The organism is Petrotoga sibirica DSM 13575 (genome assembly GCF_002924625.1).
Lineage (GTDB): Bacteria > Thermotogota > Thermotogae > Petrotogales > Petrotogaceae > Petrotoga > Petrotoga sibirica.
In genome coordinates this window covers 1-26221 of record NZ_JAHC01000014.1, presented here as the reverse complement: position 1 = coordinate 26221, position 26221 = coordinate 1, and the positions used below count along the sequence as shown (strand labels likewise).

26 protein-coding genes and 1 pseudogene are annotated in these 26221 nt (G+C 33.8%); 20 read left to right on the top strand and 7 right to left on the bottom strand.

All coding sequences use genetic code 11. From position 1 onward, the window contains the following. The first annotated feature begins 98 nt into the window (after nt 1–98). On the top strand, nt 99–1424 hold the full coding sequence (locus AA80_RS03165) for an ADP-dependent glucokinase/phosphofructokinase (protein ID WP_158248349.1): 1326 nt from the start codon (nt 99–101) through the stop codon (nt 1422–1424). Nucleotides 1425–1428: 4 nt separating this feature from the next. Here AA80_RS03165 and AA80_RS03160 read toward each other — a convergent pair whose 3' ends face one another. Beyond that, nucleotides 1429–1746: a hypothetical protein gene (locus AA80_RS03160; RefSeq protein WP_103876376.1), complete on the bottom strand. Its 318-nt coding sequence runs from the start codon at nt 1744–1746 to the stop codon at nt 1429–1431. 382 nt (nt 1747–2128) lie between these two features. Here AA80_RS03160 and AA80_RS03155 point away from each other — a divergent pair, with 382 nt between their 5' ends. From AA80_RS03155 to AA80_RS03135, 5 genes are all read left to right on the top strand, one after another. Continuing rightward, entirely contained in the window at nt 2129–2653 is a 525-nt protein-coding gene (locus AA80_RS03155; protein WP_134080076.1) for a D-lyxose/D-mannose family sugar isomerase, read from the top strand. A 1417-nt stretch (nt 2654–4070) separates the two neighbouring features. After that, complete coding sequence (gene xylA / locus AA80_RS03150; RefSeq protein ID WP_103876375.1) at nt 4071–5387, top strand: xylose isomerase; 1317 nt, start codon at nt 4071–4073, stop codon at nt 5385–5387. A 23-nt stretch (nt 5388–5410) separates the two neighbouring features. Continuing rightward, the gene (locus AA80_RS03145; protein ID WP_103876374.1) at nt 5411–6607 is read left to right on the top strand and encodes an ROK family protein; all 1197 of its coding nucleotides are present in this window, start codon (nt 5411–5413) and stop codon (nt 6605–6607) included. Nucleotides 6608–6622: 15 nt separating this feature from the next. After that, nucleotides 6623–8095: a xylulokinase gene (gene xylB, locus AA80_RS03140; protein ID WP_158248348.1), complete on the top strand. Its 1473-nt coding sequence runs from the start codon at nt 6623–6625 to the stop codon at nt 8093–8095. Between the two features lie 161 nt (nt 8096–8256). Next, on the top strand, nt 8257–9243 hold the full coding sequence (locus AA80_RS03135) for a 2-hydroxyacid dehydrogenase (RefSeq protein ID WP_103876372.1): 987 nt from the start codon (nt 8257–8259) through the stop codon (nt 9241–9243). A gap of 2 nt (nt 9244–9245) precedes the next feature. On the opposite strand, the gene lnt is transcribed toward AA80_RS03135, so the two are convergent. Next, the gene (gene lnt / locus AA80_RS03130; RefSeq protein WP_103876371.1) at nt 9246–10721 is read right to left on the bottom strand and encodes an apolipoprotein N-acyltransferase; all 1476 of its coding nucleotides are present in this window, start codon (nt 10719–10721) and stop codon (nt 9246–9248) included. Nucleotides 10722–11062: 341 nt separating this feature from the next. Here lnt and AA80_RS03125 point away from each other — a divergent pair, with 341 nt between their 5' ends. After that, nucleotides 11063–12562 (top strand): carboxypeptidase M32, encoded by a 1500-nt coding sequence (locus AA80_RS03125; RefSeq protein ID WP_103876370.1) that lies wholly within the window; start codon nt 11063–11065, stop codon nt 12560–12562. Between the two features lie 117 nt (nt 12563–12679). On the opposite strand, the gene AA80_RS09980 is transcribed toward AA80_RS03125, so the two are convergent. Together AA80_RS09980 and AA80_RS03120 are read right to left on the bottom strand one after the other, a co-directional pair. Continuing rightward, nucleotides 12680–12856: a hypothetical protein gene (locus AA80_RS09980; protein WP_158248347.1), complete on the bottom strand. Its 177-nt coding sequence runs from the start codon at nt 12854–12856 to the stop codon at nt 12680–12682. Between the two features lie 3 nt (nt 12857–12859). After that, nucleotides 12860–13063, bottom strand: a complete 204-nt coding sequence (locus tag AA80_RS03120; RefSeq protein WP_233186781.1) for a hypothetical protein — start codon at nt 13061–13063, stop codon at nt 12860–12862. A gap of 66 nt (nt 13064–13129) precedes the next feature. Here AA80_RS03120 and AA80_RS03115 point away from each other — a divergent pair, with 66 nt between their 5' ends. From AA80_RS03115 to AA80_RS03065, 12 genes are all read left to right on the top strand, one after another. Beyond that, on the top strand, nt 13130–13354 hold the full coding sequence (locus AA80_RS03115; RefSeq protein WP_425014486.1) for an ATP-binding cassette domain-containing protein: 225 nt from the start codon (nt 13130–13132) through the stop codon (nt 13352–13354). Continuing rightward, nucleotides 13351–13497 carry a hypothetical protein gene (locus AA80_RS09975; protein ID WP_158248346.1) on the top strand — a complete coding sequence of 49 codons (147 nt, stop codon included), beginning with the start codon at nt 13351–13353 and terminating at the stop codon, nt 13495–13497. Before AA80_RS03115 ends, AA80_RS09975 begins: the two co-directional genes overlap by 4 nt. 191 nt (nt 13498–13688) lie before the next feature. Further along, a complete protein-coding gene (locus AA80_RS03110) occupies nt 13689–14894 on the top strand; it encodes a dihydroorotase (RefSeq protein ID WP_103876380.1) in 1206 nt (401 codons plus the stop codon). After that, a complete protein-coding gene (pyrF, locus tag AA80_RS03105; protein WP_103876369.1) occupies nt 14881–15750 on the top strand; it encodes an orotidine-5'-phosphate decarboxylase in 870 nt (289 codons plus the stop codon). The genes AA80_RS03110 and pyrF overlap by 14 nt, the downstream gene beginning before the upstream one ends. Then, a complete protein-coding gene (locus AA80_RS03100) occupies nt 15734–16474 on the top strand; it encodes a dihydroorotate dehydrogenase electron transfer subunit (RefSeq protein ID WP_208317049.1) in 741 nt (246 codons plus the stop codon). The genes pyrF and AA80_RS03100 overlap by 17 nt, the downstream gene beginning before the upstream one ends. Further along, entirely contained in the window at nt 16467–17369 is a 903-nt protein-coding gene (locus AA80_RS03095; RefSeq protein WP_103876367.1) for a dihydroorotate dehydrogenase, read from the top strand. The genes AA80_RS03100 and AA80_RS03095 overlap by 8 nt, the downstream gene beginning before the upstream one ends. A 174-nt stretch (nt 17370–17543) precedes the next feature. Next, nucleotides 17544–18317, top strand: coding sequence for a Fe-S cluster assembly ATPase SufC (sufC, locus tag AA80_RS03090; protein WP_103876366.1), 774 nt, complete (start codon nt 17544–17546; stop codon nt 18315–18317). A gap of 4 nt (nt 18318–18321) precedes the next feature. Continuing rightward, a complete protein-coding gene (sufB, locus tag AA80_RS03085) occupies nt 18322–19737 on the top strand; it encodes a Fe-S cluster assembly protein SufB (protein WP_103876365.1) in 1416 nt (471 codons plus the stop codon). 40 nt (nt 19738–19777) lie between these two features. Beyond that, complete coding sequence (locus tag AA80_RS03080) at nt 19778–20995, top strand: SufD family Fe-S cluster assembly protein (RefSeq protein ID WP_103876364.1); 1218 nt, start codon at nt 19778–19780, stop codon at nt 20993–20995. Beyond that, nucleotides 20973–22199, top strand: coding sequence for a cysteine desulfurase (locus AA80_RS03075; protein WP_103876363.1), 1227 nt, complete (start codon nt 20973–20975; stop codon nt 22197–22199). Before AA80_RS03080 ends, AA80_RS03075 begins: the two co-directional genes overlap by 23 nt. Next, entirely contained in the window at nt 22160–22618 is a 459-nt protein-coding gene (gene sufU / locus AA80_RS03070; RefSeq protein ID WP_233186779.1) for a Fe-S cluster assembly sulfur transfer protein SufU, read from the top strand. Before AA80_RS03075 ends, sufU begins: the two co-directional genes overlap by 40 nt. Continuing rightward, nucleotides 22602–23021: a CoA-binding protein gene (locus tag AA80_RS03065; RefSeq protein WP_233186778.1), complete on the top strand. Its 420-nt coding sequence runs from the start codon at nt 22602–22604 to the stop codon at nt 23019–23021. Before sufU ends, AA80_RS03065 begins: the two co-directional genes overlap by 17 nt. Before the next feature lie 35 nt (nt 23022–23056). Here the strand turns inward: AA80_RS03065 and AA80_RS03060 are convergent, their stop codons facing one another. Both AA80_RS03060 and AA80_RS03055 read right to left on the bottom strand, forming a co-directional pair. Further along, on the bottom strand, nt 23057–24328 hold the full coding sequence (locus AA80_RS03060; RefSeq protein ID WP_166667822.1) for a sigma-70 family RNA polymerase sigma factor: 1272 nt from the start codon (nt 24326–24328) through the stop codon (nt 23057–23059). Nucleotides 24329–24524: 196 nt separating this feature from the next. Next, nucleotides 24525–25178: a histidinol phosphate phosphatase domain-containing protein gene (locus tag AA80_RS03055; protein WP_103876361.1), complete on the bottom strand. Its 654-nt coding sequence runs from the start codon at nt 25176–25178 to the stop codon at nt 24525–24527. Between the two features lie 253 nt (nt 25179–25431). On the opposite strand from AA80_RS03055, the gene AA80_RS03050 reads away from it, so the two are divergent. After that, a complete protein-coding gene (locus AA80_RS03050; protein WP_103876360.1) occupies nt 25432–25941 on the top strand; it encodes a gamma carbonic anhydrase family protein in 510 nt (169 codons plus the stop codon). A gap of 17 nt (nt 25942–25958) precedes the next feature. Here AA80_RS03050 and AA80_RS03045 read toward each other — a convergent pair. Then, nucleotides 25959–26221 (bottom strand): annotated as a pseudogene (locus AA80_RS03045) (acetate kinase); the annotation flags it as partial.

Below are 26221 nucleotides of genomic sequence, written 5' to 3'. Positions count from 1 at the left end.
TCTTTACAAAAGAAATAATGAAAAAGAGCAAAAAACAAATTTTTAGTACCATTTTTTGAGTTTCATATCCATACATATTATACGAGGGGGCAAAAAGTGTGGAGTTAAACGATAAATACCTGTTAGCCTATAAAAGCTTTTGTTCAACTGACACAACAAGCTCGGTTCAAAAAAAAATTTCTGCTTTGAGTTATTCAAGCAATTTAGATCTACTTTGTGATTTTCATTCTGACGTTCTTAATAAACTTCTAAGTAAATTTTTGCCTAGGTTAAGTTATGTAGATATTGTAAGAGCTGATAGAATCGATACTTTGGATGATTTATTAAAAACTCTAGCTTTTTTTTGCATAAATGGAATAGGTGGCGAAGTAGATATTGGAAATATAGATTTAGAAATTTTGAGGGGTCTTTTTCATTGGAAATACGGAATAGGAGGTACAGCTGCACAAGCTGCAAAAGCTTTGGCCGCTGTGAATTTTTCTTCAATTGTTCATTTAACGGATAATTCAAAAGAAGTTTGTGATCTGCTGTTTTCTCCATATATATATGTGGTTAATGAAAAAGGGAGATTAGTACATACAAATGAGTTAGACTCATATGGAAACCCTGAAATACATTATATTTTTCAATTTAAAAAAGGAGAAACTATTAAAATAGGAAGTGAGAAAATCCTAATACCTAATTCGAATAGGTTAATTCTTACGAGAACAACTATTAATAACTTTCTCCCGTTTAATAAACCTTTCTTTGAATATATCGAACAAAATGCTAATAAAATAGGGAGTAATTTAATATCTGGTTTTAATACAATTGTTGATGAGAAGTTATTAATAGATCGTTTAGATTTTGTTGTAAAACATATAAAAAAATATAAAATTAGAAACCCTTCAGGAATAGTTATTTTTGAAGATGCTCATTACCATAATTTTCAAATTAAAAAAATGTGTTTAGAAACGATTCTGCCAAATATTGATATTTTTAGTTTAAATGATGAAGAAATAAAATATATTCTTGAAAGTTTTAGATTTTTTAGTGATACACAAGATATTATTTATATAATTCAAGGAGCTAAATTTATTAAAGACAGATTTAACATTCAAAAAGGGATTATTGTTCATTCCAAAGATTATTCTATGTACATTGGTGATTTATTCGATATTAATATTGAAAGAGGGCTTATTTATGGCAATTTATTAGCTACTTCAAAAGCAATGTTTGGCGAATATGGAAATAAAGAAAAAATTCTCGAAGTTTTAAAATTGCCGACTAGCAACAAAGGAACCATTGCAGAAAGCAAAGTTTCTAAAAGCAATTATTGTAAGGAAGTGGTTATAGTTCCAACAAAATATATTGAAATGCCAAAATATACAATTGGGTTAGGAGATTCTTTTATTGCTGGTTTTCAAATAACTTTTTTAATGTAGCTTTTTAGTTTGTAGCTCTTTTCGGCAAAAGTAATAAGCGAGAATGAGGAAATATAAACAAAAATTCAACAATTCCGAATAAAACAACAACAACGAACTGAGATAAATCTTCAATGGGTTTGTAAACTATCTCATCCAAAGAGTAGAACTCAGTCAAAGCAGCACAAGACGTAGCACCGTATATATTGGAAAAGGGCTTATCCCTATTTTTCACAGCCAATTCACTGAATTTCAGATAAATGTTGGAAAGCATCCAATTCTTTTCAGAGACGAGTGTTTGAACTAAATGGAACCTATGGCGTGTAAGTCTTAGTAAAGCCAAAAACTGAGAACCACATTTCACCACCTTTCGAATGAAGATAAAGGATGAAAGCAAAGAGATGCCCTAATCTTAGCAGCCAAAGGCAACCTCGCGCTCTATGAGCATCCACCAATGAAAAATAGCCTTGCTGATGGCCTAATCAAAGGTGATGCAGTAATCGGTTAGCAAATTGACTGCTAAGTCAGGAAACAAGCTTTTTAAGCAACGACCAAAAGGTCTTGCAGGGAGGAAGGGAATCTTCCCTCGCTAATCATCCTGATACTATTTTAGCATTAGGGCATTTCTTTACAAAAGAAATAATGAAAAAGAGCAAAAAACAAATTTTTAGTACCATTTTTTAAGTTTCATATCCATACATATTATACGAGGGGGGCTTCAATTTATGTTGAACAATGAGACATATGAAAAAGTGAAAATGAAAAGTTTAGAACTTTTTGAAAAAGCGGGTATCGCTCTAAGAGAAGATGAAAAAGAAAATATAGAAATCGTTGATGGAGGATTAGGAAATATCGAAGAACTAGGTCTTGAGATTGTTACCTATGTAAATACCGATAGATACTGTGCTAAAGAAATGGTTCTTTTGCCTAATCAAACATGTCCTGAACATAAGCACCCGCCTCATGATGGAGATATTGGAAAAGAAGAAACCTTCAGGTGCAGATATGGTAAAGTATTTCTTTTCATTGAAGGAGAAAAGAACACTTGGCATGTACAACCACCAAATGAATATTTCACAGCATCACATGAAATAATTTTAAACCCAGCAGAACAATACACCATACCTCCAAATACACTACATTGGTTCAAGGCCGGAGAAGAAGGTGCAGTTATTTCTGAATTTTCTTCTCACAGTGACGATGCAACTGATATATTTACAGATCCAAACTTTAAAAGACTAAGAAAGTAAGAATGTTAATGTTTTCTAAGATTCAAACGATGCTCTTGTTAGATATTAACATTGAATTAATAAAAAAAGTTCAATTATCAAAAATTATAAAAAGTCTAGGTTCCAAATAAAGTTCACTCTGATGATTTTTTCAAATTATCCTCTAAATTGTCTACTACTTCTTAAAATTCGGCATGTTGCATCGGTACTTCAAGGATGACGGTGTAAATTACGTAATATATCTTGTTGTAGATAGGTGAAACTATCGAGGATTCAACATTCATGAATATTTCAAATATGCTTTATAAAATGGATTCATTTCAATTGCTCTAGTGCCATTATAAGCTTCAATACTTATAGGAATTTATTCGACGTATACTGCTGTGTAAAGTTGTTGTTCCCGATGTAGAAACTCAATTTTATTTAATTATTTCCTTTACTATAGTAGATAATTGATTCTCTAAATTTCAGGAGCATCATATTTAGACTTTTTTAGAAAATTAGGACGTAAATAATAGGCATCAGTATTAGTAAACCATGGAACTGATACTATTCTACAGGGTCAAATCAGATTAAGATTTAAAACATCTTAGTCTGAGGTTCCAGAGGCTAGATAGGCAACGTAAAGTTCATGTTCATCATTTGAACTATATAGTAAATGAATTTCGTTACTAATCTTACTATTTGATTTTCAAACTCGATTTGTGTTTATATTCAAAATTTTCTATCAAAGCATATTTCATTTTAAAGGGACTATGTATATTTCTTTGCTAAATTGGGTATTATCACATAGGAGTAGATTGCAATTTAGAAGGCCAAAAAAGCATTATTGAAAATATAACTAAGAAAAAGTTAGAAAATGAATTAAGAGAAGTAAAAAAATTGCCTACTTATAATGCTCTTAAAAAACAAGAAATTGAATACTTTGAAGACTACAAAGAAGTTTCAAGTTAAAATTCAGTGGTTCAATAGATTAGAAAAAATTAGAAAAAGAGAAAATAGAAACTTCAGAAATAAATATTTTTTAAAAATAAGGTAAGGCTAAAAGGTTGGGCCTTTTTCTTTGTGGTGGGTAGGCTTCTCCGCAAAGAGGGCTAAATCTGATTAGAAATAGCTTAGAATGATTGATATTATTTTAAAATTTTTGGAATATAGAGCTTTGATTTGAAGTATATTTTAAAATTTCTAAAGATTAAATAAAATATCTAGACACTTTAGAAATTACAATTTTGAAAAATAGAATGGAGATTTTAAGAGAATTATGAAAGGTAATATAATTGCCAATTGTTAGAAAATTAGATAAAAATAAATTCAAATACTGATTAAATATGAATTAAAAGATGTGAGGTATTTTTAAAAAATCAATTTCTAAAATTTAAATATAATGAAAGTTTTAGAATTTTAAAGGCTCTATAAATCTTTCATAGGAGGTCTTAAAGTGACAGAATATTTCAAAGATATTAAAAAGGTTGAGTATGTAGGTAAGGAATCGAAGGATCCGTTATCTTTTCACTATTATGATCCCAAGAGAAAAATTGGTAATAAAACTATGGAAGAACACTTGAGATTTTCTGTGGCATATTGGCACACTTTCACTGCAGAAGGAAGGGACATGTTCGGGGTCGAAAGTGCCAACAGAGAATGGAACAAATTTTCGGATCCTTTAGATAAAGCTTACGCAAGATGTGATGCAGCATTCGAGTTCATGAGCAAATTAGGGGTTAAATATTTTTGTACCCATGACAGAGATTTAGTTGATGAACAAGAAACGTTGAGAGAAACAAATAAGTTATTAGATAAAGTAGTTGAAAGAATAAAAGAAAGAATGAAAGAAACGGGTATAAAGCTTCTTTGGGGAACAGCGAATCTTTTCACTCATCCAAGGTTTATGCAGGGTGCAGCTACCTCTTGTGATGCAGATGTATATGCATATGCCGCTGCACAGGTAAAAAAAGCACTTGAAATAACTAAGGAATTAAATGGTGAAAATTATGTTTTTTGGGGTGGAAGAGAAGGATATGAAACCCTTTTAAACACTAATATGGAGTTGGAATTGAACAATTTGGCTAATTTTTTACATATGGCTGTAGATTACGCCAAAGAAATTGGTTTTGATGGTCAATTTTTGATAGAACCTAAGCCAAAAGAACCCACAAAACATCAATATGATTTTGATGTTGCGAACTCTTATGCATTTTTACAAAAGTACGATCTTGATAAGTATTTCAAGTTCAATATAGAAGCAAATCACGCAACTCTTGCCGGCCATACTTTTCAGCATGAATTAAGGTATGCAAGAATAAATAATATCTTGGGTAGCGTTGATGCTAACATGGGGGATCTTTTGTTAGGATGGGATACAGATCAATTCCCAACAAACGTATTTGAAAACGTTTTGGCAATGTATGAAATACTTAAAAATGGAGGAATAGCGCCAGGTGGTTTAAACTTTGACTCACATGTTAGAAGGCCTTCTTACGAAAATATCGATTTGTTCTACGCACATATTGCAGGAATGGATGCATTTGCTTTAGGACTGATCTTAGCAAGCAAAATTTTAGAAGAAAAAGTTTTGGAAGACTTTGTAGAAAAAAGGTATAATAGTTTTAATGAAGCTATGGGTAAAAAGATAGTGGATGGACGAACTAATTTCAAAGAACTCGAAGAGTATGTAATAGATAAAAAAGTGGGAATTCCGAAATCGGCAAGACAAGAATATTTGGAAAATTTAATAAATTTGTACATCTACGAATAACTGATGAATCGGGAGGCTTTATTTTGAAGATAAAGAAAATCAATGCAGAAAGAATGGGATACTCAAACAAATTAATGGTCTTCAATTTGATCAGATATTATTCTGGAATCTCCAGAAATGAGATTTCTAAGCTTACTGGTTTAGATAAAAGTACTGTGACAAAGATTACGTATGATTTGATTTCTAAAAACTTAATAGTAGAAGGAGATAGAAAGTCTTCTAAAGGTGTTGGAAGAAAACCTATAAGGTTGGAAGCAGCAAAAGGCGTTGCTGCTTCCATTGTTGTTAAAGTGGGAGTAGAAAAAACAGTTGTAGGTCTTGGATACATAAACAATTCAATCAATAAGATAGGAGAATTTGAAACCCCCAAAAATTTTAATGTTTTTATTAGTAAATTAGCTGTTGAGATAAAAAGAATATATGAAAATGCTAATGGAAATAATATTGTAGGCCTTTCTTTTTCTTTTCCAGGAATGATTGATAGAGAAAACTTGATCATCGAATACGTTCCTCATTTTAATTGGAGTGAGATTGATCTTAAGGGAGCTATTTTAAAGGAAATTCCTCATTGTGACAAACCAATTTTTGCTGCAAACGAGGCAAAGTTAGCTCTACAAGCAGAGATGTATTTTAACAAGAATATTGCAAACTTAAACAATGGAGTCTATGTTTTCATATCCCAGGGAATAGGGGGAGCTTTGCTTATAGACGGTCAAATTCATTTGGGACCTAATTTCACAGCAGGTGAATTTGGTCACATGAGCATCGATGAAGATGGAGAAAAATGTTTTTGCAATAATCGAGGATGTTGGGAAACGTTTGCCTCAATTGATACAGTTTCTAAGATATATGAATACAGCAATGGGCGATTGGAAGGCAACAATTACGAAGAAAAATTTAGAAATCTTCTTATAAAAGCCCAGAAGAAGGAAGGAAACGCCGATGAAATAATTAAACAGATGTTATATTATTTGGGAGTAGGGACGGTTAATTTAATAAATATCTTAAATCCTGAGTTTGTAATTTTTGGGGGGTATGGGTATCTTTTCCCGGATGAGTATTTCACAGAGATTGAAAATATTATAAAGACACGAGCTCTGAAACCAACCTTAAAATCTTTAAAAAAGCCCTTGAGACCTGTTTTTGATATAGAAACAGCATGTTTGAGGGGGGCAAATTTAAGAGTGATGGATGATTTTGCAGAAAAAGCTGTGGTTTAAAATGAGGTGATCATTTTGCGAAAATATCTAGGTATAGATGTTGGAACAACTGGATTGAAAGGTTTAGTTATATCTGAAGAAGGAGAACTTTTGGATAGTTATTCTTATCCATTAGAAATGAAAGTTCCCAAACCGGCATGGGCTGAACAAGACCCTGAAGATTGGTGGAATGGTGTATACGAAATATTAAAAAAAGTGTCCAGAACGCATCGAATAGATGTAATAGGTTTTTCCGGACAAATGCATAGCTTGGTGGTTTTGGATGAAAATAATAAACCTATTAGGCCCGCAATCCTTTGGTGGGATCAAAGGACCACTCCCCAGTGTAAAAAAGCCACAGAAGTTTTTGGTGGTGAAGAAAAGGTTATCTCCAAAATAGGGAATCCCTTTTTGGAAGGTTTCACTTTCCCAAAAATACTGTGGTTAAAAGAAAATGAAATAGAGAATTTTAAAAAAATAAAGAAGATTCTTCTACCTAAGGATTATATTGTTTTTAAGTTAACGGGTAGTATTGGTATGGACTATTCGGATGCTTCTGGAACGGCATGTTTTAATGTAAAAACAAATTATTGGGATGAAGATATATTTGAAACTTTTGGCATTAATATGGACATAATGCCTGAATTGTATCCTTCTTATGGGATTCGAGGTGAATTAAAAGAAAGCTTGCAAAATGAATTGGGATGGAGGAACACAAAAGTCGTTTCAGGAGGAGCAGATAATGCATCAGCTGCATTTGGAATAGGTATATCAAAAGTGGGAGAGTCGATGGTTAGTATCGGAACTTCAGGCACTGTTTTAACCCTCACTGAAAAAAAAGTTCCTGATTTATCGGGCAAAATACATTACTTTAACTATGTAATACAAGATAAATATTACTACATGGGAGTAATGCTTTCAGCCGCTCATTCCCTAAATTGGGTAAAATATAGATTTTTCCCCAGTTTGGATTGGACGGAAATAGAAGAAAGAACAAACCTTTCAGTACCGGGTTCAAATGGTATTATTTTTCTTCCTTATTTAAACGGAGAAAGAACCCCACATAGAGACCCTAACGCAAGAGGTGTTTTTTTTGGGATTTCTTCCTTGAATACTGAAAATGACATACTAAGAGCAACAATGGAAGGTATAACCTTTGGCCTTAGGGATTCCTTTGAACTTATAAAAGAAAAAACAGAGATAAAAGATATTAGAATAGTTGGGGGTGGGGCCAAAAATAAAACATGGGCAAAGATAGTTGCAACAAACTTCAAAATGCCTGTTAAAATGCCTAAAATTGATGAAGGCGGTGCGTATGGAGCAGCTATGTTGGCTGCAGTAGGAGATGGACAAAAGCTCGAAGATGTTTTAAAATGGGTAAAATTCAAAGAAATTATTGAACCTAATTATCAAGATACAAAGATTTACGATGATTATTATGAGGCTTATAGGAACTTGTATAAATCATTGAAAGGAAATTTTGAAGATTTGGCAAGAATTCAAAGATGATATATAAAAAGCGGCTAAAGCCGCTTTGAAATTTGTAAGTTTAATTCCGACTTTTTTTGTGATATAATTATTATTGACCATTAAACGGTTTCCTTGTGGGTGCGGGGCGAAGGGGCGCTAAAGACAGCAAAAATAATCACTTTGAGGGGGCATTGAAAAAATTGAAAGTATTGTTTATGAACAAGTTAAACTCGTATTGGAAAGAAAAAATTAGTGAGTTGAAGAAATTATTTCCCAACGATGAATTTCTAGATAGTGAAGAAATCAGCAATATTGAAAATGCTATGGAAGTTGCAGATGCAATAGTGTTTGGTGGAGATTTGGATGAGAATATCTTGGGAAAATCAAAGAATTTGAAAATAATCTTTGTTCCCTATGCTGGGGTGAACCAATTACCCTTAGAAGTACTTAAAGAAAAAGGCATTAGCGTTGCAAATAGTCATGGTAACGCCAGAATAGTAGCAGAAAGGGCTTTTACGCTTGCTTTAGCTCTTCTCGGAAAAATTGTGTCTTATCATAACGATTTAAAAGAAGGAATTTGGCATGGATTTAGTGCTGGAGAAAGTGTTAAAGATTCGTGGGTATCTATTCAGAACAAAAGTTGTGCAATATTGGGATTAGGCAATATAGGGAAAAATCTTGCACAAATGCTTAAAACCTTTGATTGTAAAATTGTTGGTTATAAAAGAAACGCGAATATAGAAATTGAAAATGTGGATGAGATCAGTTCCGATTTAGATTATGTAATAGAAAAAAGTGAAATTGTATTCGTAACGCTACCTTTGACGAAATATACAAAAGGGCTTATCGATGAAAAGGTGTTTAATAAAATGGATGGCAAATACATAATAAACGTTGGAAGAGGTGATGTTATAGATCAAAGTGCACTATATGAAGCTTTGAAGTCCAAAAAATTAGCGGGAGCCGCTATAGATGTTTGGTACAATTATCCTACCACAGAAAAACCATCAATTTTGCCAGCTAATTACCCGATTCATACCTTTGATAACGTTGTTTTATCTCCACATGTTGGAGGGTATAACACTGAAGCTACAAAGTACAGTATCGATGAAACTATAGAAAATATAAAAAGCTTTTTAAAAGACGGTATGGTAAAAGACTTAATTGATTTAGAATTTGGATATTGAGTTTAAAGAATTGCAAGCAAAAGTGCTCCGATAAAAAATAATATTTTTAAAATGTCTGAAGCCTTAGAGTAAAAAGAGATCTTATCGTTTGGATTGACAAAAAGGATTCCCGTTTTTTCTTCTTGGGAGTCGAATATGTTGGTGATCCTTCCATATTTGTCAATTGAGCCAGTTAAGCCTGTATTTGATACTTGGATAAAATCTCTTCTTGTTTCTACGGCTCTAAAAACACCCTGGCTGAAGTGTTGAAAGAGACCTGTTTTAGAATAAAACCAACCGTCGTTAGAGATTGCAATCAATAAATTTGCTCCATTCTTAGCTTGATTTATTGAAACCTCCGGGAAATAAGTTTCAAAACATATTTGAACGCCAAAATCAGTTTCATTTAATGAAAAGGTTGAGTATTCCTCCCCGGATGTATAAAAGTTTAATAATCTAAAAACATCAAAGTTTCCAAATATAGTTTCATATGGCAAAAATTCAGCAAATGGGGTTAATTTAACTTTATCGTAGATCCCCTGAATACTCCCATGTTGGTTATATACCCAGGCAGAGTTAAAATGGTTATTGCTTTCTATCCTTGGATGTCCTAAAATTACAGGTTTGTATAAGTTTTGAATGTCTCTTACTATTTGGCCTTCTATTTCTGACTTTGAGACGTCTTCAAGAAAAGTTGATTCTGGAAAAACCACTACATCCACATCCCTATTTTTAAATTCTTGGATATTCTTAGAAAAGGTTGAATAATCTTGTATTGGATTTGAGGAGTACTTGATCTCTTGAGGTACATTCGTTTGAACGACTCCAACTTTTATGGAATCATTTGTGCTATTAATAGGAGGTAGATACCTAACAATAGCGAAGTTAGAAATGTATATAGTAGTAAATATAACAAGAATTTTTAATGCCTTATCACGTGAATTATCGAAGGCTATCAGAGAATTGACAAAAACTATGATAAAAGTCAGACCAAAAGAGCCTATAATAGAGACGATTTGTATTATTCCAGTGTGATCATAAAGTGCATATGATAAATTCCCTCCCATAAAAGCCAAATCTCCAAAACCCCTTAAGACTTCAGCGATGGTGTATGCAAAAGAATAGAAAAAAAGCAGTGAAAGATAATTATATTGTCTATCTTTTCTATGATAAAGTTCTGATAAAAGCCAGATGATGAGATAAGGTATCATTAAAAGTACTATCATTCCAACGTATCCAAAAAAACCGACGATTGGAGAATAATTTTTTAGAATTCGGGGTATATTTTTGGACAAAGTGGGAAGCAACCACCAAAGAGTAGTTACCAGCATGGAAGAAGAGTATATTATCGTATGTAACAATCTTTCATAATGAGTTTTTGATCCGGCAATATTCCTCAGAAAAAAAACCAGTGAAAACCAGATGAGAAAAGAAAATAAATTACCTGGCATAGCCAATCCGGTTAAAATACCTGAAATTAAAGTAAGTAGATAATTCATGATTACCCCCTGAATTATATTTTGAAAATCGTGTATAAATATGTTGCTGATACAATATTATACAGCAAACTTTTGGATAGTTCAAGAAATCTGATATAATTAGGATAACTAACAAAATCTGTTTGCTGTTCTGTGCAAAAGAACTTTTTTTGTTTGCTGCAGTGTGCAAACGATGTTTTTTTAGTGATTTTGACCTTGATTTGGGGTTTTTAAGGGGGGTTCCCCTTAACGTATGGGGATCTTAAGGGGTTTACCCCTTAACGTATGGGTGAAGGGGCGCTATATATAAAGTTTTAGAAATTCTAAAGATTGAAAAAATCTATATAAGAGGGGGTAAAAAGATGCCTAAATTTGAAGAATTTAAAGAGTTTCAAGCCAAGATTTCAAGATACGGTCAGGCTATTGCACTTATGCATTGGGATCTAGAAACTAATGCTCCAAACAATGCTATTGAGTATCGTTCTAAAGCTTTAGGAGAACTTACGGAGGCACTGTTTAAAATGTCTGTTTCCGATCAAATGGGTGAATTTTTGGATTATTTTTCAAAGAAGGAAAATTATGGTGAATTGGGTGAATTTGATCAAGCGATGGTAAGGGTAGCCAAGAAAGATTTCGATAAGTTTAAAAAGTTACCTCCACAACTTGTCCGAAAATTAGCCGAAACAACTTCAAAAGCAGGTCATTTTTGGAAAAAAGCCAGAGAAGAAGACAACTTTTCTATGTTCGAACCTTATTTAAAAGAAGTAGTTTCTTTAGAAAAAGAACAAGCGGAAGCTTTGGGATACGAAAAAAATAGATATGATGCTCTTTTAGACTTATTCGAGCCAGGGATGAAAACAGATACGTTGAGAGGCACAACAAATTACTTAAAAGAGCATTTACTACCTTTTATGCAAGAGCTTTTTGAAAATGGGAAAGAACCAAGATACGATTTCTTTGAAGGTGATTTCGACGTAAATAAGCAGAAAGAGTTATCTCTGGAAGCGTTAAAATTTATGAATTTCGATTTCGATTCTGGACGTATGGACATGTCTGCTCATCCTTTCACTACAAAAATTGGTCCAAAAGACGTAAGAATTACCACAAGGTACAACAACAAAGATCTGAGATATTCTTTATTTTCAACTATGCACGAAGGTGGACATGCTTTATACGAACTTCATATTCCTGAGGAATTTTTTGAAACTTCTTTGGATGAAGGTGCTTCGATGGCTGTGCATGAATCTCAATCAAGATTTTGGGAAAATATTATAGGAAGAGGGCCTCGTTTTTGGGTTTTCTTTTCTAAAAAGTTAAAAGATATTTTTCCATCTTTTGAAGGAATAAGTAGTGATGAACTGTATAAGGGTGTAAATATAGTTAAAAAAGACTTCATCAGGACTGAGGCAGATGAAGTAACTTACAACTTTCATATTATGTTGAGATTTGAAATTGAAGAAGCACTGATCAACGATAGAATAAAAGTAAATGAACTTCCTACGGTATGGAGGGATAAAATGAAAGAATATTTAGGTATCGTGCCACCAAACGACGCAGTAGGTGTGTTGCAAGATGTACATTGGTCAAATGGACAATTTGGTTATTTTCCTTCATACATGTTGGGCAATCTATACAGTGCTCAATTGTTCTCAAAGTTGAAGAAGGATTTAAAAGATTATCCATCTCAAATAGAAAGAGGAGATTCAGCAGAAGTTTTGAATTGGATGGTTGAGAATGTTCATAAGTACGGTAAAATGTACGAACCAGAAGAACTTTTGAAAAAGGTTACAGGTGAAACTCTTAATCCCAAATATTTTGTAGACTATATAAAAGAGAAGTTTTCTACAATTTATGGTTTGTAATTAAAAAACCCCCATCTATATACGATGGGGGTTTTAAAATTGATCACAGCTATTTGTTTTCTCGAACCTGCTTCTTTCCGTTTAGTTTACTAAAAAATCATCTCTCAACTGTCAAAGTCAGGATAAATTAGTGCTAATTTTGATGAACTCTTCTCTTTCTTCCCCTTCAAAAACATAAAAAGAAACAGCAGAAGGCTTTCTTTTCAACGTGTATTTTTTCACGAATGGATCAATCTCTTTCGGTGTGAATTCTTTTGGTATATCCTTTAAATCATAGTACCTTAAATGCTTCAATGTTTAAGCGAGCTGCTTTTTCGTATCTTTCTTCGTTAAAAGATAATACAAACCACCTTTTTTCAGCCCTTTTATCTCTTCATCTATTATCTCAAGGGCTTCATCGTATTTAACATCCCATTTTAATTTTAAAACGTTTATGTAATTGATGATGTTTTTATTTTTATCTGGTCTATCACTTTCTAAGTAATGAATAACATAATTCAAAATCGGTCTTATGAACTGTCCTTTTAAAAAAACACTTGAAAATCATATGGGAAAGTATATAATGAGATTAAGAAGGATGGAATACTCAAAGAAAACATAATGCTGGATGATGGATTCACTGAAGAAGAATTCATGAAGGCGGTAAAGAAAGCTAAGGTAGATAAATTCGTAGGGCTTTTAGATGAAGGATACGATACTGTAGTGGGAGAAATGAGAAGTAAGCCATCAGATGGGCAAAGGCAGAGAATAGCGATAGCAAGAGCATTGATAAGGAGACCAGCAGTTATTTGACTTCATCTTTTCCCGTGACAGAAGAGTTAAATGACATACTGTTATGGATATTGTTAGGAACTGGGGTATTTTTATTTTTCTTCACAGTAGTAGCGGGAAAAAAGATAACAAAAGAAACTGTAAAATTAACGATTCCAGATTGAAAGGAGTTAAGAATAAAGTTTATATAGACAGTTTGGAGAAAAAATGATTTTCAATTGGTTTATTTTCATAAAAGCCAAAGGTAGTGTTAAACTTGAAGTCAAACAAAGTTAACACTGCTTTTTTTCTATTTATTTATATTAATAGTAAAATTGAGAGAACAAAAAAGAATCTATTTTGGGGGGGAATTAAAATAAGTGTTCTGATTAAAAATTGTCGAATTGTGGATGAAGAAAAAGATTTATTTGGGGATTTGTACATTAAAGATGAAAAGATAGATAATTATGGGAGAGATTTGAATTACGATGCATATACTATAGATGCTAAGGGTTTGGTTGTTATGCCAGCATTTGTAGATATGCATGCGCACTTCAGAGATCCAGGTTATACTTATAAAGAAGATTTACATTCTGGAAGTTTAGCTGCGTTGAAAGGCGGATACACATGTGTGAATCTGATGGGGAATACCAATCCTATATGCAGTGGAATGAACGTTGTTAATTATGTGTTGAACAAAGCTAAAGAATTAAATTTGATCGATATTCACCAAACGGTTTCTATTACAAAGAGCTTTGATGGAAAATCTTTAGAACATTTGGATTATGTAGATGACAATGTGAAATTCATATCTGATGATGGAAAAGGTGTTCAGTCAAATTTAACTATGTATTTAGCGATGGTGAAGGCAAAGGAGAAAGGGTTAACTATCATAGCACATGAAGAAGACAATGGAATAGTAACGATAAACACGAGACTTTCCGAAAATTTGATGACTTTTAGAGATATATACCTTGCGAAATTGACAGGAGCCTCTCTTCATTTAGCCCACGTAAGTACGAAAGAGGCAATAGAAGGTATAAGAAAGGCGAAAAGAAAAATACAAAATCTTACCTGCGAAGTTACCCCCCATCACTTAGCCTTATACAGTTACGATTACAAAGTTAATCCTCCAATAAGAGAAAAAGAAGATGTTTTGGAAATAATCGATGGAATAAAGGATGGGACCGTAGATATTATAGCAACTGATCACGCCCCTCATTCTATGCAGGACAAAGAAAAAGGAGCACCAGGTATCTCAGGGTTAGAAACTGCTTTCCCCGTTTGTTATACGAAGTTGGTAAAAAGTGAAGAAATTTCACTTAATCGCTTATCTCAACTTATGTCTTCAAAACCAGCACAAATGCTAGGGGTTAAAAAAGGAAAAATACAAGTAGGATACGATGGAGATGTAGTTATTGTAGATCTAGAAAAGAAGGTTAAAATCAACAAAGACGAATTTTTATCCAAAGGCAAGAATACTCCTTTTGATGGGATGGAATTTTATGGAGAAGTTATAGCAACAATTAGAAAGGGAGAGATTAAATACAAAAAGGGGAGTGTCAAATTTGATAATAGATAGATTATTCAACGAGGTTGAAAAAAATGGGAATGTTTGTGTCGGATTGGATTCACATTTGGATTATATACCAGTTAACTTGAAAGAAAAGTATCAAGATATTGATGAAGTTTTGTTCAAATACAACAAAGAGATAATAGACAAAACATGTGATTTAGTACCTGTCTATAAATTACAAATAGCATATTATGAAGCATACGGCATAAAAGGCCTTTTAGGGTATAAAAAAACGATAGAATATTTGAGAAGTATAAAAAAGATAACAATCGGGGATATAAAAAGAGGAGATATTTCATCCACGGCTGAGATGTACGCTAAAGCTCATTTTGAAGGGGAGTTTGAGGTTGATTTTATAACGTTGAATCCATATCTTGGTTTTGATACCTTAACACCTTTCCTTAAATACATTGAAAGTGGAGAAAAAGGAGTCTTCGTGCTTCTAAGAACATCGAATCCAGGAGCCAAAGACATCCAGTATTTGAAAGTATCTCCAAAAGATGAATATCTTTATTACATTGTCGGAGACAAACTCAATGAAATAGGGACCAAGTACCGAGGAAGTTGTGGCTACAGTTCAATAGGTGCGGTTGTAGGTGGGACACATGTTGATGAAGCCAAAGAAATTAGAAATAGATACAAAAATATGTTCTTTTTAATCCCTGGATACGGTCATCAAGGTGCTACTGGGAAAGACGTTTCCCTTTATTTAAACAACGGTAATGGCGGTGTTATTAACTCTTCAAGGGGAATAATTACCGCTTATAAAAACTACGAAGATGGGAACCAAAGATTTGCAGATTATGCCAGAAAAGCCGTACTTGAAATGAGGGAGGATATACAAAGTGAAAGTGGGGTATAGGGAAGTTGATATTTTCTCTAATACTGAAATCGCAAAAGATATATTCGAGTTAAAAGTTCAGATCGAATCCAACGACAGTATGGGTGATCCTGGACAGTTTTATATGCTGCGTAGTTGGGATCTGGATCCTCTTTTGTCTAGACCTTTTAGTATATGCAATGTGGAAGAAAGCGTTTTGACTTTCTTGTACAAAGTTGTTGGTCGAGGAACAAATTACCTATCCAAACTGAAACCAAAAGATAAGTTAAAGGTTTTAGGTCCCTTGGGAAACGGTTTTAATTTGAATGTGAGTGGAAAGGTCGCCTTAATTTCAGGTGGTATCGGCATAGCTCCAATGATTTATTTGGCAAAAAAGTTGAATACAGGGATAGATTTTTATGCTGGATTCACAAATGAAGTTTATTATATGGACTACGTACGAAAGTATGTGGCTAAGATCTATATAACGACCGAAGATGGTTCTACAGGTCAAAAAGGTTTCATAACGGATATATTCAGACCAGAAAAATATGACGTTGTTTTCACTTGTGGCCCTTCCCCCATGATGAAAAAAGTAGTTGAAAATTGTGAGAATAAGTCTTCTGTTTTTGTTTCTATGGAAAGTGTCATGGCTTGTGGTATGGGGGTATGCTTGGGATGCAGTATAAAGACAAAATCTGGGATGAAAAGGGTATGTAAAGAAGGGCCTGTTTTCAAGGGAGAGGAGGTATTTTTTGATGATTGATACCAAAGTAAACATCGCTGGGGTAGAGTTTAAAAACCCAGTAATAGCTGCTTCTGGGACTTTTGGTTTTGGTAGAGAGTTTTCAGAATACTTTCCCATCTCTAAATTGGGTGGATTATCCACCAAAGGGCTAACTTTAAGGCAAAGAGAAGGAAATAAAGGTGTACGGATTCACGAAACCACAGGCGGAATAATGAACAGTATTGGCTTACAAAATCCCGGCATAGATGCATTTATTGAAGAAGAGCTCCCTTTCCTAAACAGCCAAGATACGGTGATAATTGCCAATGTTAGTGGAAATACGATCGAAGAATACGTTATTTCTGTTGAAAAGCTGAATCAAACCGAAATAGATATGATAGAGCTAAACATTTCCTGCCCCAACGTTAAAGAAGGAGGCATTTCTTTCGGTACAAAGGCAGAAATAGCTAGCAACGTTGTAACACAAGTTAGAAAAGTTTGCCAAAAGTCCCTAATAGTAAAATTATCTCCAAGTGCTGAAAATATGGTTGAAATGGCTGAAAGTTGCGTTGAAGCAGGAGCAGACGCACTATCACTTGTAAACACTTTTCCTGCCTTAGCGATAGATATAAGCAAGAAAAAAGCCATTTTTGATAATATAACTGCGGGTCTATCAGGGCCTTGTATAAAACCCATTGCTTTAAGAATGGTGTATGAAGTTTCAAAAGCTGTTGATGTTCCTATTATAGGTATTGGGGGAATTATGGATTATAGAGATGTGATTGAGTATATAATGGCAGGTGCGTGGGCTGTGCAAGTAGGCACTGCTAATTTTATAAATCCCAATGCTTGTGCTGAAATAATTGAAGGTATAGAAGAATATTTACAAAAAGAAGGGATTTCAACTTTAGAGGAAATAAGAGGGATCATTTAGTATTTTAAAATATGTTGAAACTTAACTAATTATGGAGATTCTGGTTTAAACTTTAAGTGTTGTTTAAGGTACTGTTTTTTGTACAATTTTTCTTGACTTAAAGTTGACTAATATGGTAGAATTTAAAGTAAAGCATGCACAAAATAACATTGCTAATTAGAAGGAGGAAAAGGGATGTCAGCTCTTTTAGAAATACAGGATTTAAGGGTAAAAGTTAGAGATGAAGATGTTGAAATATTAAAAGGCGTTAACTTAATTATAAATAAGGGTGAGATACATGCATTAATGGGGCCAAATGGGTCCGGAAAATCTACATTAGCCCATGTTATCATGGGAAATCCAAAATATCAAATTACTTCAGGAGATATCTTATTCGAAGGGCAATCCATTTTAGATCTTTCTACAGATGAAAGGGCTAAATTAGGTTTGTTTATGTCTTTTCAAACTCCTGAAGAGGTTGAAGGAATAAAGATGAGACAATTCTTGATTAATTCCTTCAGAAACATCCATAAAGAGGATAAAATTACACTATTAGAATTGAATAAAGTAATATCCCAGTTATCCCGAAATTTAGATCTCAACGGAGAATTTCTGGAGAGATATATTAATACTGGGTTTTCCGGTGGTGAAAAGAAAAAAAGTGAAATACTACAAATGGGTTTTCTAAAACCAAAATTGAGTATATTGGATGAGATAGATTCCGGTTTAGATATTGATGCACTGAGGATAGTTGCAGAAAACATCAACAGAGTAAAAACTGGTAATATGGGAGTATTACTCATTACACACTATCAAAGAATCTTGAACTTTGTTGTTCCTGATTACGTACATATCTACATAGACGGGAAAATAGTAAAAACAGGATCAGAAGAATTAGCTAAAGAGATAGAGGAAAACGGTTACTCAACGTTGGAGCAAGAAATGGGAATAACTATTTCTGAGGAGTGAAATCATGGCAAAAAATGAAAATGTTAATATAGAAGATTTATTGGTAGACCAGAGCAAATTCGATTTTAAAAATCCCGAGACGTATGTTTACAAAACTATTCCGGGTTTAAACGAAAAGGTAGTTCAAGAAATATCCGAACAAAAAGAAGAACCTACCTGGATGAGAGATTTACGATTAAAATCTTTACATATATTTAACACGTGGAGGGATCCTCGATTCGGGGTTGATGTTTCTGACTTAGATGTAAGTAAAATTGTTGCATACATTAGGCCAAGGGGAAAAACATCTGGATCGTGGGATGACGTCCCTGCGGAAATAAAGGATACTTTCGATAAACTAGGAATTCCAGAGGCAGAGAAAAAGGCATTGGCTGGTGTTGGTGCACAATACGATTCGGAAATCGTTTATCAAAATATAAAAAAAGAGCTTGAAAATTTGGGAGTTATATTTTTAAATATGGAAAGTGCGGTTAAAAAGTATCCTGATTTAGTTAAAGAATATTTCATGAAAGCAGTGGCTCCTACGAACCATAAGTATGCCGCTTTACATGGCGCTGTGTGGAGCGGAGGTACATTTTTATACGTCCCAAAAGGTGTAAAAGTTCCATTGCCGCTTCAAGCTTATTTTAGAATGAATAATCCTGGAATGGGGCAGATGGAGCATACGATAATAGTTGCTGATGAAGGAAGTGAACTGGCTTTCATAGAAGGATGTTCTGCTCCTTATTATGAAGTAACAAACCTCCATGCTGGGATGGTAGAAATATACGTAAAGAAAGGTGCAAGGGTAAAATATGCAACGATTCAGAACTGGAGCAAAAACACATACAATTTGAATACAAAAAGGGCAATAGTGGATGAAGACGGTATAATGGAGTGGGTATCAGGCTCTTTGGGGAGTCATAAAACAATGATATATCCATCTTCAATACTGAGAGGCAAAGGAGCGAAAACCGAAACTAAGGCGATCACTTATGCTGGGCCAAATCAACATATGGATTCAGGATCCAAAGTTTTCATGTTTGCACCATATACCAGCGCAAATGTCGATGCACGAAGTATAAGTATCGGCGGTGGTTGGGCCTTTTACAGAGGATGGTTGAAGTTAGGAGAGAACGCCAAAGGTGCAAAAGCTTCGGTATCTTGTCAAGCCTTGATGCTTGATAACGAATCTAAAAGTGATACCGTGCCTCTTATCGAGGTTTACACTGATGAAGCAGATGTTGGACACGAAGCGCGTATAGGTAGAATCAAAGAAGAGCAGATTTACTATTTGATGAGTAGAGGGTTAAGTGAAGCTGAGGCTAAAGCCATGGTGGTTAGAGGTTTTGTAGAACCTTTTGCCAAAGAGCTTCCATTGGAGTATGCTATTGAGTTGAACAGATTAATTAATTTAGAAGTAGAATCAAGCATAGGATAACCATTTTGATTGAAATAGTTATAACAAGGGGTGAACAACAATGGAGACAATTTTTGAGAAACCTATAGATATCAGGCATAAAGATCTAAAAGCGGTTGAATGGCAAATTCCCCAAATTACACCAAAAAGAGATTACGGGGATTACGAATTTCAAGCATCTTTGGAACACATCTCTAATGAAATGTTAAAGACATTCAAAAGTTATAGATACGAAGCTTACAAAAATTGGGGCTTCCCTAAATGGAAAAGGGCAAAATTAAATGGTTATGAGCCAGATAAATATGTTTCCTTTGTCCCTGTTAGTACAAGTGGAAAGATACTAGCTTTGAATGGAATCGACCAAGAAGGGATAGAAATCTTGGCAAAATACGATTTTGAAGGTGCTCATAGGAAATTCCTTTTGATGGCTGAAGCGTTCTCTAATACGGGTTTTTATCTAAAAACCAACGAAGGAGAAGAAAGAGAACCGATTATTTTAACGTATGATTGGAAGTCCCCTATATATGAAACCTCTGTTTACAACATAAGTCCATTCTCTAAAGCTACTGTAATTAGATATATAAAGTCCAACAAAAATGAAAATTTATTTAGAACGACTTCAAATAGAATAATAGTAAGAGAAAATGCTTCTTTAGAATTGATAAATATAAATTTATGTAACAACGACAGTTTAAACATTGATAACACTTTTGTTGAAGTACAAAAAAACGGGAAGGTTCAAGTCACAGATATAAATATAGGAGGGAGAATTACCTCGCCACATATTGTGTTCAGACTTGCTGGCGAAGGTGCGCAGGCTCAGTTATTTCCTTATTTTTTGGGAAATAAAGATAACGTTATTGATATGCTTTATTTAATGAGGTTCTATTCACCTGAAACAACCGGGGCGATCGATGCCAAAGGTGTTATTAAAGACGAATCAAAGGCTGCATTCAGGGGTTTTCTTGATTTGAAAAAAGGAGCAAAAGAAGCTAATGCCTCCGAATCGGAGTATACTTTAACTCTTTCTGAAAAAGCTAAAGCAGAAGCGTTACCTAGTTTGTTGGTAGATGAAAATGAGGTAAATGCTTCACATGCTGCTACGGTGGGTACTATTGAAAAAGAAAAATTATATTATCTAATGACTCGTGGATTCTCATTGGAAGAAGCAAAAAAATTAATTTCTTCAGGTTTGTTTGAATCTGCAATAGATAGAATTAAAGTTTTTGATGAAGGGATGAGTCGGGAGGTAAAAGATGTTATCTTCCAAAGAATATGAGGAGATATTTCCAGCTTTAAAAAGAAAAATAAATGGGCATAAATTGATCTATCTTGACAATGCTGCCACCACGTTAAGGCCCAAGGAAGTTATGGATGCTGTAAATGAATACAGCCTCAACCATCATGCCAACGTCCACAGATCAACACACACCTTAGCAGCTGAAGCTACTAAGTATTATGAAGATGCAAGGAGTAAAGTTGCAAATTTCATAAACTCCGAAACTGAGGAAGTTATTTTTACAAAAGGTGCAACTGAATCTCTCAATCTTATAGCATATTCAATTGCAGATTCAAATATATTACGATCTGATGATGAAATTCTAATATCTACAATAGAACATCATGCAAATTTTGTTCCCTGGCAGCAAATAGCCAAAATTTTTAATTTAAAGATAAAATACTATCCCGCTAAAAGTGGGATTTTTGATTTATCTGATTTTCTCAAGCATATTACAAATAAAACGAGGTTAGTAAGTATCACCGCTTTGTCAAACGTCACCGGTCAACTTATCCCAGTTAATACTTTAATAAAACAAATTAGAAATATCAGACAAGATGTAATTATTGTTGTGGATGGGGCTCAAGCTGTACCTCACCTTCCTATCGATGTAAAAAAGATGGATTGTGATTTTATAGCCTTTTCCGGTCATAAAATGCTTGGACCAACGGGAATAGGTGTGTTGTATGGCAAAAGAAAGTATTTAAACGAGATGACCCCTTTTTTGTTTGGGGGAGAGATGATCGACAAAGTATCTACGGATGGGACTACTTTCAACGTTTTACCTTACAAATTTGAGGCGGGAACTCCAAACGTTGACGGAGCGGTAGGATTAGCTAAAGCCATAGAAATACTTGAGAGGATCGGCATGGATAATATTCAAGAACATGAAAAACAACTTACCTCATATGCCTTGAAAAAATTAAAAGAGTTGGATTTTTTAGAAATATTCGGTCCTCAAGACGAAACGCAACAGTCAATAATATCATTCAATATAAAAGGTGTACACCCTCACGATGTAGCTCATTTGTTGAACGATTTAACGGGAATAGCCATTAGAAGTGGTCATCATTGTGCACAGCCCTTGATGAAAGAGTTTGGTACATCCGCCACATGTAGGATAAGCTTTTATGTGTATAATGAAGAAGAAGATGTTGATAAATTATGCGATGGATTAAAAAAAGTTTGGGAGTGGTTGAAATAGGACTAGAAGAACTTTACTCTGATATAATTTTAGATTATGCAAAAAATGAGAGATACAAAAAAGAGATACAAGACGCTAAAAAAGCGGAAGGGAAAAATTTGTCTTGTGGAGATGAGATTACCCTTTATTTAAAAGTAAAAGATAACATAATAAAAGAAGTCACTTTCACAGGACATGGCTGTATTATAAGCCAGGCAAGTGCTTCAATGATGTGTGAATACCTTGAAGGAAAAACCGTAGACGAGGCGAATAAAATATTACAAGAAATTATAAATATGTCACAAGGCAAAGAATTCGATAAAGAATTAGTAGATGGGATAGAAATTTTTTCTGATATCTCCAAGTTCCCAATGAGAACTAAATGTTTCACTCTTGCTTGGCATACGTTGGATGACGCACTTAATGGAAAAAATATGTGAACTAAAACAACAAGGAGGTATTGTTTTGATAGATCTAAAAAACATAAAAAATATTGCTATAATTGGAGCAACCCGCAATAAAGAAAAATATGGGTATAAAATTTTGGAAAATTTAAAAGATAAAGGTTTTACAATTTATCCAATTAACCCAAAGTATGAGGAAATCGAAGGAATAAAAACATACGCTTCTGTAAAAGATCTACCTAAAGATGAAATAGATTTGATTGTTTTTGTCGTTCCCCCACAAATTGGAATAACAGCTGTTAAAGAGGCATATGAAGAAGGATTCAGAAAATTTTGGTTCCAACCAGGTGCAGAATCAGATGAAATTGAAAAATATTTAGAAAAATTACCTGGTGTAGAGTTTTCTTTTATCAAATGTATAATGGTAGAAACGAATTAAATTTAAAAAACCGCCTAACGAGGCGGCCTTTTTCATTAAATTTCTACAATATCTTTTAGTTGTGCCACTCTGTTAGGATGTCTCAATTTTCTCAACGCCTTAGTTTCTATCTGCCTTATTCTTTCCCTTGTAACGTTGAAGAATTGTCCAACTTCTTCTAACGTCTTTTGTTTACCATCTAAGAATCCATACCTCATTTTCAAAACCAAAGCTTCTTTAGAATTTAAGGTGTCAAGTACTTCCTCCAGCCTTTCTTTCATAATCATTTTTTGAGCTTCTTCTTCGGGAGTTGTTTCATCGGTACTGATGAAATCTCCTGTTTCAGATTCTTCATCGTCACCATTACCACTGGATATAGGTGAATTTAAAGAAAGTACATCTTTTGCACTTATTAGGATTTCATTAATTTTATCTTCTGGCTTATCTAAAATTTCTGCAAGTTCTTTTGCTGAAGGATAATCTCCGTTTTCTTGCAAATAATCTCTAATGACTTTGTTCATTCTATTTATAGTTTCTACTAAATGAACTGGAATTCTAATCGTTCTTGCTTGATCAGCTATGGATCTAGTGATTGCCTGTCTAATCCACCATGTAGCATAAGTTGAGAACTTAAAGCCTTTTCTCCAGTCAAATTTGTCAACAGCCTTTATCAATCCGATATTTCCCTCTTGGATCAGATCCAAAAAAGTCAAACCTCTACCTATGTATCTTTTCGCTATACTGATAACTAACCTTAAATTTGCCTTTATCAATTCGTCTCTGGCTTTTTGATCACCTTTTTGTGCTCTTCTAGCTAATTGCCTTTCTCTGGAAGGGCTTAAAAGGTCAACTTTGCTTATTTCTTTAAGATATATTTTTATAGGATCACCTAAGGAGATGTTGTCATACATTTGAAGCCCTGTATCTGAAAATAGTTCTTCAACCTCGTCATTTTCATATTCCGATTCATTTAAGGAATCTTTCTCTTCTTCAACGTCCCCTTCTATTATTTCTATTCCTTCTGCTTCCAAAGCCTCATATATCTTTTCTATATAATCACTATCAATTTCATCCGCTATATTTGCAGGAATAGCATTATCGATATCGGAATAAGATAACTTATTTCCTTTCTTTTTTGCTTTACTTATTAATAATGAAATGAAAGTATCGACTGATTTTACTTTTTTCTCGGGCTTTTTTACTTTTACTTTGATTGTTTCCCCGTCTTTTTCAGTGCCTTCAAAATCGATATTTTCTATTCTTCTCATAATTTTTTTCTCTTCTTTCTCGCTTATTCTTTTGTTGTTCACATAATTCCCTCCTTTCATAAGAAAATACTGTCTTCATAAACTCTAAAACACTATATATAGTGTCTTTTTATACCTTGTTACACCCGGAACAACGCCTTTCATGTTTTAAAGTCCTCCAATGAAACCATTTGTTTAGACACCAATGATATGATTTGGTTCTAAAAATACACATATAAATAAAAAGTTTTGGTAAATCTTACATTAAAAATATAATCTACAATAATTCCAAGGGATTTTTTTCGACAATCTTTTTTGCCTCTTCTATACTTAAACCAGCCGATAAAGCAACTTTTAAACTAAAATCATAGTCCAAGAAATCATCGGGCCCATGAGCGTCACTATTTACTAGTAATTTTGCTTCATATTTTTGAGCCAATTTTCTCACATGCCCATTGGATAAGCTATGGCCTTTTCTGGCACTTAATTCCAAAAAGACTCCGTTTTTTGCAGCAAGGGCTACTTCTTCCTCACTAATTAAGCCGGGGTGAGCTAAGATATCCACATACTTTGACGTTACGGCGTAATAATTAGTTTTTTTAAATACTGGTTCGACTATAGTTTCTCCGTGAACCAATACAATATCAGCTCCGTTTTCTTTTGCATGTTTTGCAAGATTATCTATCAGTAAAGGAGGAACGTGAGTGATTTCAACTCCTTTTAAAATCTTGATCCCTTCAAAGTAGCTACTTTCATTATCAACGAATTTGTTCAAACTGTTTAAAACAAAATCGATGTTGGATTCATCCACATGATCAGATATTGCAATAGCCGTATAACCATGAATTTGTGCATGCCTTATCTGTTCGCTACATATTAATTCTCCGTCACTCAAAATTGTGTGTGTGTGAAAATCATAAAGTTTATTCAAAAAGAGCCCCCCTTTTTATCTTAATAATAGTATACAAATCTTTAATTGTTTTAAATCTAATAGTAACTCATTCATCTTGAAGTTTAACAAACTCTGTAGTATAATGTAATTGGAAAAGAAAGATCCCCCTATCCCCCTGAGATAAACCCAGACATTCTTGCCGGATCCATCATGGATCTGGTTTTTTTTATCCTCTACTTTTTTATGTATAATTATATCACAAAAACTTTAGCTAAATAAAAGAGGTGAAATTATGCTTTATGAGTATAAAGGCAAATATCCTGTTGTTGAAGAAGATGTTTTTCTAGCGCCTGGTAGCCAGATTATTGGTGATGTAAAGATCGCTAAAGGATCGAGTATTTGGTACAATGTCACATTGAGAGGGGATATTTGTTCTATAACCATTGGGGAATTCACCAACGTACAAGATAACTCAGTAGTTCATATTGATACCGAATACCCAACTATAATCGGAAGTTACGTTACCATTGGACACAACGCTATTATACATGGATGTGAAATCTCTAATAACTGTCTCATAGGGATGGGAGCAACTATATTAAATGGTGCAAAGATAGGTGAAGGATGTCTTATAGGAGCTGGAGCTTTGGTAACAGAAAACAAAATAATTCCTCCTAAAAGTTTAGTTTTAGGAGTTCCAGGAAAGGTCATAAGAAACCTAACTGACGAAGAATTTGAGCAAATTAGGGAACATGCTAAAGAATACTATAATTTGGCAAAAAGTTATAGAGACAAACGGTAATGCCTAGCTAAAGTGCATTACTGTTTACTGCTTAATTCTTCCACTACTCTTTTTGTATCCTGAGCTATCATTAATTCTTCATTAGTTTTTACTATCAGTACATCCACATCGGAGTCTGAAGTTGAGATAATCCCTTCTTTTCTATTCAACAAAGTATTTTTTTCTTTATCAATTTTAACTCCAAAGAAGTCTAAATAATCACAGACATCCATTCTTACATGTTCGTCATTTTCTCCCACACCCGCTGTGAATACCAATACATCTAATCCTTTTAGTATGG